This is a genomic window from Mucilaginibacter straminoryzae, from assembly GCF_022953055.1.
Taxonomy (GTDB): domain Bacteria; phylum Bacteroidota; class Bacteroidia; order Sphingobacteriales; family Sphingobacteriaceae; genus Mucilaginibacter; species Mucilaginibacter straminoryzae.
In genome coordinates, this window is sequence record NZ_JALJEJ010000003.1 from 216127 (window position 1) to 230386 (window position 14260).

18 protein-coding genes and 1 riboswitch are annotated in these 14260 nt (G+C 43.6%); of the genes, 4 read left to right on the plus strand and 14 right to left on the minus strand.

Going from position 1 to position 14260, the window contains the following annotated elements; all coding sequences use genetic code 11:
* Positions 1 to 40 precede the first annotated feature (40 nt).
* Genes MUY27_RS08185 through MUY27_RS08200 form a run of 4 tightly spaced genes read right to left on the minus strand, consistent with a single transcriptional unit; the run spans position 41 to position 2329 of the window.
* Positions 41 to 547, minus strand: coding sequence for a pyridoxamine 5'-phosphate oxidase family protein (locus tag MUY27_RS08185; protein WP_245129516.1), 507 nt, complete (start codon positions 545 to 547; stop codon positions 41 to 43).
* A gap of 56 nt (positions 548 to 603) precedes the next feature.
* Entirely contained in the window at positions 604 to 1206 is a 603-nt protein-coding gene (locus MUY27_RS08190) for a DNA-3-methyladenine glycosylase (protein ID WP_245129517.1), read from the minus strand.
* Positions 1203 to 1853 (minus strand): alpha/beta hydrolase, encoded by a 651-nt coding sequence (locus tag MUY27_RS08195; protein WP_245129518.1) that lies wholly within the window; start codon positions 1851 to 1853, stop codon positions 1203 to 1205. Before MUY27_RS08195 ends, MUY27_RS08190 begins: the two co-directional genes overlap by 4 nt.
* Positions 1853 to 2329, minus strand: a complete 477-nt coding sequence (locus MUY27_RS08200) for a GAF domain-containing protein (RefSeq protein WP_245129519.1) — start codon at positions 2327 to 2329, stop codon at positions 1853 to 1855. The genes MUY27_RS08195 and MUY27_RS08200 overlap by 1 nt, the downstream gene beginning before the upstream one ends.
* 57 nt (positions 2330 to 2386) lie before the next feature.
* On the opposite strand from MUY27_RS08200, the gene MUY27_RS08205 reads away from it, so the two are divergent.
* Complete coding sequence (locus tag MUY27_RS08205) at positions 2387 to 3115, plus strand: DUF3291 domain-containing protein (protein WP_245129520.1); 729 nt, start codon at positions 2387 to 2389, stop codon at positions 3113 to 3115.
* Positions 3112 to 3360: a hypothetical protein gene (locus MUY27_RS08210; RefSeq protein WP_245129521.1), complete on the plus strand. Its 249-nt coding sequence runs from the start codon at positions 3112 to 3114 to the stop codon at positions 3358 to 3360. The genes MUY27_RS08205 and MUY27_RS08210 overlap by 4 nt, the downstream gene beginning before the upstream one ends.
* Here MUY27_RS08210 and MUY27_RS08215 read toward each other — a convergent pair.
* The 4 genes from MUY27_RS08215 to MUY27_RS08230 all read right to left on the minus strand — a co-directional run bounded on the left by MUY27_RS08215 (position 3357) and on the right by MUY27_RS08230 (position 7504).
* Positions 3357 to 4079, minus strand: a complete 723-nt coding sequence (locus MUY27_RS08215) for a Dph6-related ATP pyrophosphatase (RefSeq protein ID WP_245129522.1) — start codon at positions 4077 to 4079, stop codon at positions 3357 to 3359. The genes MUY27_RS08210 and MUY27_RS08215 overlap by 4 nt on opposite strands.
* 94 nt (positions 4080 to 4173) lie before the next feature.
* Positions 4174 to 4860 carry an SIR2 family NAD-dependent protein deacylase gene (locus tag MUY27_RS08220; RefSeq protein ID WP_245129523.1) on the minus strand — a complete coding sequence of 229 codons (687 nt, stop codon included), beginning with the start codon at positions 4858 to 4860 and terminating at the stop codon, positions 4174 to 4176.
* A 62-nt stretch (positions 4861 to 4922) separates the two neighbouring features.
* Complete coding sequence (locus MUY27_RS08225) at positions 4923 to 5501, minus strand: DUF6580 family putative transport protein (protein WP_245129524.1); 579 nt, start codon at positions 5499 to 5501, stop codon at positions 4923 to 4925.
* A gap of 50 nt (positions 5502 to 5551) precedes the next feature.
* Entirely contained in the window at positions 5552 to 7504 is a 1953-nt protein-coding gene (locus MUY27_RS08230) for a TonB-dependent receptor plug domain-containing protein (protein ID WP_245129525.1), read from the minus strand.
* A 106-nt stretch (positions 7505 to 7610) separates the two neighbouring features.
* Positions 7611 to 7803, minus strand: a riboswitch (cobalamin riboswitch).
* 41 nt (positions 7804 to 7844) lie between these two features.
* On the opposite strand from MUY27_RS08230, the gene MUY27_RS08235 reads away from it, so the two are divergent.
* On the plus strand, positions 7845 to 9089 hold the full coding sequence (locus MUY27_RS08235) for a serine hydrolase (RefSeq protein ID WP_245129526.1): 1245 nt from the start codon (positions 7845 to 7847) through the stop codon (positions 9087 to 9089).
* A gap of 95 nt (positions 9090 to 9184) precedes the next feature.
* Positions 9185 to 9940, plus strand: a complete 756-nt coding sequence (locus tag MUY27_RS08240; RefSeq protein ID WP_245129527.1) for an SRPBCC family protein — start codon at positions 9185 to 9187, stop codon at positions 9938 to 9940.
* A gap of 42 nt (positions 9941 to 9982) precedes the next feature.
* Here MUY27_RS08240 and MUY27_RS08245 read toward each other — a convergent pair whose 3' ends face one another.
* From MUY27_RS08245 to MUY27_RS08270, 6 genes are all read right to left on the minus strand, one after another.
* The gene (locus MUY27_RS08245; protein ID WP_245129528.1) at positions 9983 to 10423 is read right to left on the minus strand and encodes a hypothetical protein; all 441 of its coding nucleotides are present in this window, start codon (positions 10421 to 10423) and stop codon (positions 9983 to 9985) included.
* A gap of 78 nt (positions 10424 to 10501) precedes the next feature.
* Positions 10502 to 10846 (minus strand): 50S ribosomal protein L20, encoded by a 345-nt coding sequence (rplT, locus tag MUY27_RS08250; protein ID WP_245129529.1) that lies wholly within the window; start codon positions 10844 to 10846, stop codon positions 10502 to 10504.
* Positions 10847 to 10927: 81 nt separating this feature from the next.
* On the minus strand, positions 10928 to 11128 hold the full coding sequence (rpmI, locus tag MUY27_RS08255; RefSeq protein ID WP_022829872.1) for a 50S ribosomal protein L35: 201 nt from the start codon (positions 11126 to 11128) through the stop codon (positions 10928 to 10930).
* Positions 11129 to 11259: 131 nt separating this feature from the next.
* Entirely contained in the window at positions 11260 to 11829 is a 570-nt protein-coding gene (infC, locus tag MUY27_RS08260) for a translation initiation factor IF-3 (protein ID WP_245129530.1), read from the minus strand.
* Between the two features lies 1 nt (position 11830).
* Positions 11831 to 13756 carry a threonine--tRNA ligase gene (gene thrS / locus MUY27_RS08265; protein ID WP_245129531.1) on the minus strand — a complete coding sequence of 642 codons (1926 nt, stop codon included), beginning with the start codon at positions 13754 to 13756 and terminating at the stop codon, positions 11831 to 11833.
* Between the two features lie 204 nt (positions 13757 to 13960).
* Positions 13961 to 14233: a hypothetical protein gene (locus MUY27_RS08270; protein ID WP_245129532.1), complete on the minus strand. Its 273-nt coding sequence runs from the start codon at positions 14231 to 14233 to the stop codon at positions 13961 to 13963.
* Positions 14234 to 14260 lie beyond the last annotated feature (27 nt).

Sequence of the window (14260 nt, forward strand, 5' to 3'; positions counted from 1 at the left end):
AGCCAATATTACTAAAACGCATGCAAAAGCAAAACCCCTGCTATAAATCTACTTTATCATGTTCGCCGGGTTGATACGTCTTTCCTAATACCGCAGCTTTCAGCATTTTAAACAGTACCACAATTTTACTTGCACTGCTATCCCAATATTCGGCAGACTCTGTATCGATCTTCATCAGCGTTAGCGCAGGATCATTTATCCCCTGCGGAAAGAACACTTCTACATAGGGTGTCCAAAGCTCCTGCATTTTGGTACGGTCGTCTACTAGAGATGCAGTGCCCGTAAGGCTGATGTAAACATGGTTGGCTACATCTGAATAAGTGACTGATACTTTGTTATCTAAAGAAATTTCTGCAACCTTGGTAGAGTATTCATTGGTGAAGAACCACAAGGCGCCCTCTGCGTCCAGCAGTAGCGTCCCCATCGGCCTGCTGTGAAAACCTTCCGTAGCGCTGTAGGTAGTCAGCATTGCAGTTTTGATCTTATCGATCATACCACGCAGTTTCTCGATATTCTCCAGTCTTTTAAGTTCGTCTTGGTATTCCATAGGTATTGATGCTTTATTAACATACAACCCTATTTTATTAATTTTGATTTAAAAAATTATCTATTGGGTTTACTTACGTATGGATTACCTTTTACGTAAAAACGATAAGGCAGCGCGGCATCTTCGCCCGCATAATCAACCCCTACCCTTGGAACAGCGGCAATTTGTTCATCATTAAAAACCAGGCCGCGATCTTCTATCCACAAGGTGTCGCTTTGCAGACTGATACCATTTATTCTGCGCGAGATTCCCATAGCTTTAGCCACAGAACCTGGCCCGGAGGTAATATTAGGTTTAACGACAGCCATATCTCGGCGGTACTGCATGATATCTATACCTTCCGTCGGGTTAATGGCGCGAATTAACACCGCATGCGGTTGGCCTTCCACCGAAGTAACAATGTTTAGCATCTCATGGATACCATAACACAGGTAAACATAAGCGATACCGCCTGCGTGGTACATCACCTCCGTACGGTTAGTCCGGCGGTCGTTATAAGCATGCGAAGCACGATCGATTATACCATTATAAGCTTCTGTTTCAACAATATAGCCTCCTGTAACTAAACCATCAAAACGGGTAAAAAGATATTTCCCTATCAGATCGCGGCTCAGCTTAATCACATCATTATCCTGGTAGTACGATTCCGGTAACTTCATTTGCCCAATATCTCCAATAACCACTCTGTAATGATTTTTGCTTTATCAAAAACCATAATATGTGTACCGTCTTTGACAATGGTTACCGGTTGCTGTATGCGCCGGTAATTAAAAACCATATCCTTGTCGCCAGTGATATGATAAACGTTAGGTAGCAGTGCAGTACTGTCCCAATGAAGTACCGCTCCCATGGCCCACTTCACAAACGTCGGCGATGAATTTCTTAGCATGGATTTAAAAAGCAATAGGTCATCCGAAGCCATTGCACCGAATACCGGGCGGATCATAAAGCCAACTGATGTCATCAACCGTGCGGGTATCCATTTGTAGATAGGCAGCCTACGGAATACTTTAAAGTAGAAAGGCGCTTCGTCACTGGTCTTAATACTCGAAATAAGAATAGCTCTTTTAAGTTTTACCTGTTTGGCAATCTCGATAGTGAGCATGCCACCAAGCGAAACACCAATTACGGTAGAACCCGGACTGATCTGATAGGTTTCTATCAACTTAGTAGCATAGGAAGTGAGCGTATCTTCGGATTGTGGTTCTAGCCAATTAAGATACATGCAATCATAGCCAGTTAGCTGGATGTTTTTGAACAAACGGTAATCGGCACCCAGCCCGGAGATGAAATATACCTTCTCCACTAAAACCTGATCAGGTTGACCAATTGCTCCAGATAATCGCCGTCTGTTTCATCAAAATGCGCCAAATGTTCACTATCAACATCCAGTACGCCCCAAACTTCACCATCACTTAGTAACGGTACAACAATTTCCGAGCGGGAAAGTGAACTACAGGCAATATGGCCCGGAAACTCTTCTACATCAGGCACAATCAGCGTTTTTTCCTTTTCCCACGCCGCGCCGCAAACACCTTTACCTTTACCAATACGTGTACAAGCAACGGGCCCCTGGAATGGCCCTAATACCAATTCATCATCCTTCACCAGGTAAAAGCCTACCCACCACCAATTGAACTGCTCTTTTAAAGCTGCGGCTATGTTAGCCAGGTTGGCAACCAGATCGGGCTCGCCGGTGATCAATGCCTCTATTTGCGGTAACAGTGATTGGTATTGTGCTGCTTTATCTGCTGTAGTTATTATTTTAAGATCTTCCGCCATATATTGACAAAAGTATAACACTATGCCTTTTGTTGCATAACCAGAATCTCATATTTAATGACTTACTTCGCAACAATGTTGGTAAGCCTCACCGTTGTACGTTACCGTAAAAGCTTTGTGCCCTTTGCCCTGCTCTCTATGGCAGTACACCGCCTGCCATTGATGCTGGCGAGGGGTTGCAGTTTCTGGAAGCTTTTGGGCAGCGGCAGGAACGGTACTTTCGACTTAACGCCCGACTGGCAACAGTGGGGACTGATGGCTGTATGGGACTCGCGCGAAGATTTTGACGAGTTTTATAAAAGTTCGTTTGTTGCGAAGTGGTGGAAGGTATTTGCTAAAGAACAATGGACCATCCTTTGCCAGCCTTTGCAAAGCCATGGAAAATGGGATGGTAAAGAGCCTTTCGGAAAACCGGATAATACCAATTATAAAGGTCCTGTTGCAGTGCTTACACGCGCTACCATCCGTGTCACGAGGCTGAAAAACTTCTGGTCGCACGTGGATGAAGTGGCGGATATGATGACATCAGCGAAGGGTTATATCACTTCCATTGGCATTGGGGAAGCGCCTATTTATCGCCAGGCCACATTTTCGATCTGGGAAAGCCTGGACGATGTTAAAGCATTTGCTTACCGCTCACGAGAACATGCTGAAGTGATTAAGAAAACACGCAGCGAAGCCTGGTATAGCGAAGAACTTTTCGCCAGGTTTAAACCGGTTGCAACTTTTGGCAGTCTACACGGCGGCGATCCTTTAAAAGGATTGGTTAAATTTGAACAATCATGAGAGTTATTGCAGAACTTCCCCATCCCGAGTTTAAAATCTCTATCCTGAATATGAACCAGAAGTTTATTATCCGGATAGAAAAAGGCACTTACGAACAGCTTTACAAAATTTCTGAAATGGACCTTACGGATGGTGTGAATAGCGTTTTCGAATTGCTTGACGAAGAGTTTCTAAAAACAGTAAATGAACGCTTCAAAAGTATGCTGACCGATTTTAAAGGCGCTTATTCGCGGTATAACTTTTAATCTGCAGGTAACAAGTCGCAATACCAGAAGCCTGCTATTTTGGGTGCGGTAGAGGTAGCGCAAACATCATTATTATCTTTAGGTGCTTTGTATTCCTTAAACACCTTCTCGCCTACCTGGTACTTGATTTCCTGCTTAAAGATCGGGCCTTTAAATGCAAAGGTGTGAAACTCGCCATTCTCGCCACAAACGTCTACATCTTCGGGTAAGGCTCTAATCAATTCCGGAGTGATTTCTTTACCAACAAACTCGCCCAACCTTTCCTGCGTACAGGCGATAACTGTACCAAAACCCAAATCAAAAAACTCGCTAATTAATTCATTGGTATCGCGTTTCCAAAGCGGGTAAATACCTGTCATGCCAACTTCGGCTAACCGGGCATCGCGGTAGTTCTTTAAATCCTCCAGGAAGATATCGCCGAATATAGTGTGTGTAATACCTTCGCTTTTAAAATGTTGAAGGTGGCGGTGCATAGTTTCAGCATACTCCTTCATTCCCGGCATTTCAGGAAGGCGGATCTGATATAGAGGGATACCAATGCTTTCTGCTTGGTCAATCAACAATGCCTCTCTAACGCCATGCATCGAAACGCGGTTAACGGCATCGTTTACCGTAGTTACCAGGTACCTAATCTCTAATTCTGTATCCTGAAGCGCATGGTAAAGCGCTAAAGAGCTATCCTTACCACCGCTCCAGTTGAAAATGCATTGTTTTTTCATGAGCCTCTCCCAAACCCTCCCCGGAAGGGAGGGCTTTATATGTATTTATAGATTCGAAATTTATTGAACAAAAGTCTCCCCTACCGGGGGAGATTTAGAGGGGGCCGAGTAGCTGCTCTACCAAACTCGCCACTCCAACACTCGCCTTCTCCTCTATCTTAATCAGGTTTTTTACCGATACGTCCGGTATCACCGGGTCGACGATGTATTTCGGCACCTCTGCAGGAACATAATTAATTAATCCAGCCGCAGGGTAAACTGCAAGCGAAGAACCGACCAGCATAAAAACATCGGCTTCCGTGCAAATAGCTAAAGCTTTTTCTATCATGGGTACCGCTTCGCCAAACCAAACCACATGTGGCCGAAGCTGACTGCCTAGTTTACATTTTTCGCCCATCTTTAACTCCCAACCATCAATCGGGTAAGTAAGCCTTGGATTAACGCTGGATTGCGAACGGGTGATCACGCCGTGCAGATGGACCACATTGGTAGATCCCGCACGTTCATGCAGGTCGTCTATGTTTTGGGTAATGATCGTCACCTCATACTTCTGTTCCAGCTCTACCAAAGCATAATGGGCGGCGTTTGGCAGTGCTTCTATCACCTGCTTCCGGCGCATGTTATAAAAATCCTGCACCAGTTGCGGGTTACGCTCCCACGCTTCTGGCGTAGCCACTTCCTGTATATCATATCCTTCCCAAAGGCCGTCGCTATCGCGAAAAGTCTTCAGTCCGCTATCTGCGCTGATGCCTGCACCGGTAAGTACTACTAGTTTTTCCATAGTTGATGTCATAAAAAAAGCGATGATTACTCATCGCTTTTATAAAATATTGTTTCGTCAGCTTATGCAGCTGCAAGTTCATGTTTACTGCGTAACACGGTATATTTGCTTTTTGCCAGTTCGAAGCCAATGAAAAGAATGGCGCCGAATACCAGATCGCCTTTGATCATATTCAGTTCGAAAGGGATAGCTGCCGCTAATGACTGGAAGTACCCGCCAATGTTTTTAGCGTATAGCGTACCGTTTAACCATGGTTCAATATCGGTTAATAACCAATGAACCACAACGCCACCAACAGAGGCTAAAAACACATTCAGGATGTTTACTTTCTTTATCAGGCTACCAAAGAACACCATTGCAAAGAAGCTTAGGTACATCCAGATAGAACTGCTATACCAAAGAACCAGCTTTGAGGTGTACAGGTAGTTAATTACGATATCGCTTACAAAAAGGGCTGCAAACGGAACCAGGTAAGCTTTCCATTTATCATTAAAATAAACGCCGCCGAAAACAGCTATCGCACCAACTGGTGTAAAGTTGCTCAGGGCCGGGAATTTATAACTAACCAAACGCATTGCAGCAGCAGCGACGATCATCAGGATCAGCACCACGTTACGGATATTAATTTTTTGTAATGACATATTTTTTAACAGTAAACAAAACTACTGATAATCTGACGAAATTAAAAAGCTTAGTTAAACTGATATTTTACACCAGCCGCTGCATTGAAACGGCGTGTGTTGTAACCGTACCAATCGAAGTAATTCTCGTCGAGGATGTTCTTCAGATCTGCAAAAATGGTCAGGCGCGGGCAAGGATCAGCTTGCAGGTGCAAGTCCAGCAAGTTATAATGCTTCAGCGTGATGATCTGTGAAGGATAAACGGTAAAGTCGTTATCGCGTCTGTCGCCGGTGTATTTGTAATTAAACCCGAACGAGAACTGATTAGTTACCTGTATACCCAGCGTAGCACCGTAAGTATTTTTCGGTCTGCGGTACAGGTTGCGGGTGTCCTTTCCGGTAGCATCCGTTTGGCGACCAACCACATAAGCGGCATAAGCTGAAGCAGTTATATTGCTTAGTTTAAAAGTCAACTCACTTTCAAAACCTTTGTCGTTTTGTCTGTTCGCGTTAACATAGTAGCTGGCGAAAGTTTTCGGATCGGTATAAAATGCAATCACATCTTCAATACTCCTTTTGTAAAACACGGTATTGAAAGACAGCACGTTCTTTACGATACCCAGATCAAGACCAGCCTCATAAGAACCAGTCGTTTTTTCTGGCTTTAGATCAATGTTGCCATACTGAGAATACAGTTGGTATAACGAAGGTGCTTTGAACGCAGTGGCCAGCGTACCGAATACTTTCAACCGATTAAACAGGTAAAAAGACGGATTTATTGTGTAAGTAAAGTTGCTGCCATATTTGTTGTGGTTGTTATAACGTCCTCCTACTTCCAGATGGAAAACATCGTACGAAAAGAATAACGAGGTATATACACTACCGATTGCTGTGTGGGCAGAATCAGCCGAGAGTACGGATGGCTTAGGTGTATATCCTGTGGTTCTATACTCACCATACTGATTGCTGCTGCTGTACTTGTAACCTGCGCCGCTGGTAATATCCAGGTACTGGTTAAATTTGTAATTGAACACGGCTTCGGCGTTGGTGATCTTACCCAGGTTATTGGTTAGCTGATAGGTATTAAAGTTATCTCCAGGCAAGTTCTGAAACTTATTGCGCACGTTGTTCTGGCTAACGTTTAAGTTTAAAGCTCCTTGCTGCAAGGTCCAGGTAGCGCCCAAACCTCCGTTTAAATAAGTACGTTTGTAGGTATAATCTTTATCATCTACAAAAGCATCATAATCGTTATCACCTGTATTGCGGCTATACTGTAAGTTTCCTCTTAACACGAAGTTGTTGCTCACCGGCTGGCTCAGGTTCAGGCTGATAGAACGCTGGTGGAAGCTATCGTTGTCAAAAGTACCTGTCAGGTCTTTATCCGTTGCAACTGAAAATCCTTTAGAATCAGTATTCGATACGTTAAGTGCAATGCCAGTTTTATTCAATTTGCCATTTAAGCCAACTGCCTCCTGGAAGGTTTTGTAGCTTCCGCCTACGAACTGACCGGTAGCTTTTAAGCCTTGACCAGTAGCGTGTTTAGTGATGATGTTGATGACACCCGCTACAGCATCAGACCCGTAAAGCGTAGAACCACTGCCTTTTAAAATCTCGATATGGTCTATTTCATTAACCGGGAAAGCATTCAGGTCGTAATTCCCGGCGATGCTGGAAGCATCATTAACCGGGAAGCCATCAACCAAGATCAGGGTATTTCCTGCAGAAGCGCCGCGGAGATAGATATCTGAACTTTGCCCCTGCATGTTCTGAGCGCCCGAGTACATTATTCCGGGTACGGTATTGATCAATTCTGGAAGTGTTTTACCTTGCGACCTGGCAATTTCAGCAGCGGTAATGGTAGTTACCACCCTGCCGATCTCTGATTGTTTTTTGGGTGAACGCGATGCAGTTACTACCACATCTTTCAATGTTCGGGTAGTGTCTTGTGCGTGTACTGCAGCTGCCTGCAATACCAATTGTGCAAACCCCAGGCTTGCAGCAACTCTGATAAAGTTTTTGTTCATGTTGATGTGAGTTTAATCCCACAGCGAACAGATAGTGAAGTAAGGTGAATGAAATACGCTGGCCAGGCAGAATTTGCATCCAAGCTCCAATCCCCGAAAGCTATGAATTATTATTTGGCTTATGGCAGGTCTTCTGACTTGCTCCCCTTGGTTCAGTCTTCCCGTGGTTAAACAGTGACTATATGGATGAACCTCAGTTTTATGGAGCTTACAGCTGCGGGACAGTCACGGATTTACACCGTGTTCCCTTTTAATCCTTTATCATTTGTGATAAAAGAACCAAAAGCGGTGCAAAAATAGCAAAGAATCTGATATATTACTGCCATTAACTTAATTCGCGATGAGGAAACTATTGCTGCTCCCATTCATGTTGTTCGCTGCTGTTTGTATGGCCCAGAGACCCGATACCGTTTTTCTGGAGAACATGTTAAAATCAAACTCCGGATTGTTCGAGCACATCCTGAAACACCCGACACATAACGAGGTGCAGATACTATATACACAGATTGACCGCGATGAACATAACATTCCTCACTTTAAATCTTACAGCTACCGACTGAACCCAAAACACTACTTCTACCCTGCCAGTACGGTAAAATTACCTACCGCGATTTTCGCGCTTGAGAAATTAAAGGAGCTTGGCGTAAAAGGTTTGTCAAGAAATTCAGTGATGATTACTGATAGCGCTGCCGAAAAGCAAACCAGAGTTACGACTGACTCTACCGCGAAGAATGGTAAGCCGAGTATTGAACAGTACATCAAAAAGATTTTGCTAGTAAGCGATAACGATGCTTATAACCGGTTGTATGAATTTGTAGGACGTGCCGAGATTAACAGCAAGCTGAAGAAGTACGGTTTTAACAATACACGGATTATTGGCCGCCTTGCAGTAGGTGATGGTGGCGAAAGTGCGCGTACAACAAATCCTGTCAAATTCTATGACGATGGTAAACTGGTTTATACCAAACCGCAGCAGTACGACAGCAACAATTATCCAATGCAGTTGGAGAACATGATACAGGGTAAAGGGTACCTGGATGCCAAAGACCGGTTAGTAATGAAGCCTTTTGATTTTAGTGATAAAAATGTTTACCCACTTCAGGATCAGCAGGCTGTTTTGAAACGATTGTTATTACCCGAGGCATTCCCTGAAGCGGAACGTTTTAATCTAACCCCAGACGAATACAAGTTCATTTATAAATACATGAGTATGTTCCCTACCGAGAGCGATTATCCAAAGTATCAGCGCCCAGAATATTACCCGGCTTACTGTAAATTTATTTTCTACGGTGCGGATAGTACAGCATCGATATCCCCAGATATCAGGATCTTTAATAAAGTTGGAGATTCCTACGGTTACGACATCGATAATGCTTACGTGGTAGACTTTAAAAATAAGGTAGAATTTATACTGACTGCCGTAGTGCAATCTAATGAAGATGGGATTTATAATGATAACAAGTATGAGTATGATACCGTTTGCCTCCCTTTTTTAAAGAACCTGGGAAAGGTGATTTACGAGTATGAATTGAAGCGCCCGCGCCAGCACAAACCCAACCTGGCTAAGTTTAAATTCAAATATTAGCGCAGATGAATTGAGTCCATTGATTTTCATAAAAGGAAAACTATCGCGCCAACTGTTATGTTTATTGGTTGTATTTAACCTATAAAACATTTATTATGGCAACTACAGCATTAGAACGCACAACCATGTATAACGGCTCTTCCGGGCATGGTTCAGTAAATATCAACTGGCCGGAACGCTATGTTTCTATCGCCGCAGGCGTAAAACTTGCTTTTTCTGGCTTAACACATATTTTTAAAAGCCCGTTTACTAGTGTGTTGAAATTAGGCGCCGGTGGTTACCTGGTTAACAGGGGCATTACCGGTCATTGCGAACTTTATTCGAAAATTGGTAAACATACCACCGAACCTGTGAATGTAAATATCCGCACGTCGTTTACGGTAAATAAACCACGGCATGAGGTGTACGAATTCTGGCGCCAGTTAGATAACCTGCCGCTATTTATGAAGCACCTAGAAAGTGTAGAAATATTGGATCAAACACGTTCACATTGGGTGCTGAAATTGCCGACGAATATCGCAACCGTTAGCTGGGATGCGGAAATCGTTAATGACGAACCTGGACAGGTAATCGGATGGAGTTCTTTACCGGGTTCTATCATCGACAATGCCGGTAAGGTAACGTTTAAAGACGGAATGGAAGAAGGTACCACACTGGTAGATGTGGTAATCAGTTATCAACCTCCGGCTGGCGGTGTGGGTACAGGAGTAGCCCATATCTTGAGCCCTTTATTTAAAAACATGGTTGATAATGATGTCCGTAACTTTAAGCAATATATGGATATTGAAGAAACAGTGAGCATTGCCCAGGATGCAGAAGGGCGACCGTTAGCGGTTGGTTTTCCAAGCTAATAACAAGAAACCCCGGCAATTTTCCGGGGTTTCTTGTTTATATTAAAACCTTCTTAAAATATAGGTTCTATTTTTCTTTACGTAGGGGTAATTTGCACTGTCCTTCGGGCATGGTGCATAGCGGTCGTTAGGTGTAAATACGCTGGTAGCAGATAAATCGGTACGGATAATATCAAACGTGGCCTGGCTCACCAATTGGTCGCCGTTGAATAGCAACACCAGGCAAATATCATCATGGTTAAAGATCCCGGCCAGCATAATATCCTGGTAGTGTTTAGCCAGCGTCTTATCCAGCATCTTTTTAGAGCTGTACGGACCTAGCACATATACCTTATCCCATTTCACCTCGTTGTACTTGCTCAACTTCAGTATGCCTTTATCTTTTTGCAAGCCTTCCTCTACAAAACCGCGAAGTTTACCCGCACCATGGTCGTTACAGGAAAACAGCAATAAGCTCAGCGCTATAAATAACAGTTTTTTCATTTGTTCTATCACACAAAACTACACAAAAAAAGCCTCCCGGTTTGGTGGGAAGCTTTTTCGCTAAATATTTATTTCAGCTTACTTTACAGCGTCAACAATAGCTTTGAACGCATCTGGATTGTTCATTGCTAAGTCAGCCAATACTTTACGGTTTAAACCGATTTCTTTAGCTGCTAACTTACCCATTAATTGTGAGTAAGAGATACCGTGCTGACGGGCGCCAGCGTTAATACGCTGAATCCATAAAGCTCTGAATTCTCTTTTTTTGGTTTTACGGTCGCGGTAAGCGTACTGTAAACCTTTTTCAACTGTGTTTTTGGCAACGGTGTAAACCTTGCTTCTTGAACCCCAATAACCTTTGGCGAGGTTCATGATTTTTTTCCTGCGTCTTCTCGACGCTACTGCGTTAACTGAACGTGGCATTTTCTGCTGTTTTTGGTAGTGAGTGCCCGATAACCAACCGGATCTTTTTGTACTCTAATACCTGGTTAAAAAATTAATTAATTACTTTCCGATACAAAGCATACGTTTTACGTTACCCATGTCGGCATCAGACACTAGACTGGTGTGACCAAGGGCACGCTTACGTTTAGTAGACATCTTGGTTAAGATGTGGCTTTTGTATGCGTTTTTTCTTGCAATTTTACCTGTTCCAGTAAGCTTAAAGCGCTTTTTGGCACTGGAATTGGTTTTCATTTTTGGCATAACTGTTTATATATTTAATGTGCAGATGTCCAAATATGCAAATGTGCATATTATTCCGCCTGCGGGTTTTGCTTGTTTTAGCACAATTTCATCTGCACATCTGCACATTTGAAATTTGCACATTTAAATAATTATTTCTTACCTGCTTTAGGAGCAACGGTTAAAAACATCCGTTTACCTTCCAGCTTAGGTAATTGTTCTACTTTACCAACTTCTTCTAAAGCCTGTGCAAAACGTAGTAACAAAATTTCACCTTGTTCTTTGTAAACAATCGCGCGACCTTTAAAGTGCACGTATGCTCTTACCTTCTCGCCGCTTTCCAGGAATTTAATGGCGTGTTTCAGCTTAAATTCAAAGTCGTGCTCGTCAGTATTCGGTCCGAAACGGATTTCTTTAATTACCGTTTGCTTAGCGTTGCTTTTTATCTCTTTGAGCTTTTTCTTTTGCTCATAGATGAACTTGTTATAATCAATCACCTTACAAACCGGCGGGTTTGCGTTTGGTGAAATTTCAACTAAATCCAGCTCCTGTTCTTCCGCTATGGCCAGCGCATCTCTTAAAGAATAAACGCCAGGCTCCACATTATCGCCAACCAGGCGAACTTCCTGCGCACGGATGAATTGGTTAATGTTATGTTCCGCTTCCTTTTTTTTGAAAGGAGGACGCGGCCCTCTGCTAAAATTCGGTCTGTTTAATGCCAAGTTATACTGTTGTTTCTTTAATAATCTGTTGTTTAAACTCTTCTATAGTTAAACTTCCTAAATCGCCCTGCCCATGTTTACGAACGGAGATAGTGCCTTCACTAGCCTCTTTCTCGCCAACAATAAGCATGTAGGGTATCTTTTTGACTTCAGCATCGCGGATTTTACGCCCGATCTTCTCATCTCTGAAATCAATTAGCCCGCGAATATCGGAATTTTTTAATTCATCTGAAAGTTTTTTTGCATAGTCCTCAAATTTTTCAGATATAGGTAATATGGTATACTGCTCTGGCGACAACCACAACGGGAAGTTACCTGCGCAGTGCTCGATCAATACTGCTACAAAGCGCTCCATGGAACCAAATGGTGCACGGTGAATCATTACCGGGCGGTGCTTTAAGTTATCGCTGCCGGTATACTCCAACTCGAAACGTTCCGGAAGGTTGTAATCTACCTGGATAGTACCTAACTGCCATTTACGGCCAAGGGCATCTTTCACCATGAAGTCCAGCTTTGGGCCATAGAATGCTGCTTCACCAAGTTCGGTAACGGTTGGTAAACCTTTCTCTTCGGCGGCTTCTTTAATGGCTTGTTCAGCAATAGCCCAATTCTCGTCAGAACCGATGTATTTCGCCTTGTTCTCCGGATCACGAAGTGAAATCTGAGCAGTATAATCTTCAAAGCCTAATGCATTGAAAACGTAAAGTACCAGGTCAATCACCTTCATAAACTCCTCTTTCACCTGATCCGGGCGGCAAAATAAATGGGCATCGTCCTGAGTAAATCCGCGTACCCTTGTCAGACCATGCAGCTCGCCGCTTTGTTCGTAACGGTAAACAGTACCGAATTCTGCATAACGAACCGGCAGGTCTTTGTAAGAACGCGGTTTAGTTTTATATATCTCGCAGTGGTGCGGGCAGTTCATCGGTTTCAGGAAGAACTCCTCACCCTCTTGCGGGGTTTTTATCGGCTGAAAACTATCCTTGCCATATTTCTCATAGTGACCGGAAGTTACATAAAGGTTTTTATGACCGATGTGCGGTGTGATCACCTGCTCGTAACCCGCTTTCACTTGTGCACGCTGCAAAAAGTTCACCAGGCGTTCGCGCAAAGCAGTTCCCTTTGGTAGCCAAAGTGGCAAGCCCATACCCACTTTTTCTGAGAAGGCAAAAAGCTCTAATTCTTTACCTAATTTACGGTGGTCACGCTTTTTAGCTTCTTCTATAAGCTTCAGATAATCTGTGAGTTCACTCGCTTTAGGGAAAGTAACGCCGTAGATTCGGGTTAACTGCTTACGGGTCTCGTCGCCGCGCCAGTAAGCGCCTGCTACGTTCATCAGTTTTACCGCTTTGATGAAGCCGGTATTAGGGATATGCGGACCACGGCAAAGATCGGTAAAGTTACCTTGCGAATAAAAAGTAATGGAACCGTCAGGCAGGTCCTTGATCAGATCAAGCTTGTACTCGTCGCCTTTTTCGGTGAAATATTCAATCGCGTCCGCTTTGCTCACCGGCTTACGGATGTAATCTTCTTTAGCCTTAGCCAACTCGATCATCTTGTCTTCGATGGCCTTGAAATCTTCTTGCGAAAATACACGGTCACCAAAATCTACGTCGTAATAAAAGCCGGTTTCAATAGCCGGACCAATACCAAATTTGGTGCCCGGATAAAGCGCTTCTAAAGCTTCGGCCATTAAGTGAGCAGACGAATGCCAGAAGGTAGATTTACCGTTGGCGTCGTTCCAGGTCAACAGTTTTACTGCCGAATCATGCTCGATGGGGCGGGTGGCGTCCCAAACCTGGCCGTTTACTTCGGCCGCTAATACGTTACGTGCTAAACCCTCTGAAATAGATTGGGCAATTTGCATGGATGTAATTCCCTTGTCATACTGACGAACGGAACCATCAGGAAGTGTAATGTTAATCATCTACAACTATGATTTGCGGCCTCTCCCTAAATCCCTCTCCAACAGAGAGGGACTTTGTTAAAAGTCGCAGGTTCAAAAATTAAATTGTTTTTAGTCGATCACCTACGAGAGTGATCTTCGTTCAATTGCAAAGATATAATAATTTGATTGATTAAGCTGATTAAAGACCGATTACACCGATTGAGGCTGATTAGGTGAAGACTTTCATATCTTTTTAAGTAGTTCGGACAAACTATTGGCAGTTGCGTGATAGTTTTCCCACACTTCTTTGCGATGCTGACTGATGTAGGAACTCAGCCCCTCACCTTTTGTGGCTTTTTCAAGCATGGCGTTAACATGCTCCCGACCGGTTTTATCAGCGGAATAAAAGTAGTATACGCCTTTCTGAAACTGAACGATGATCCCGTTCCGATATTCAGCATAAGCCACAACGCCGGTCGGGTGGTTGGATTGATAGGGCTGCATTTTAACGCTCATGTTGTTTAAACAGCAAAACTGCTGCCA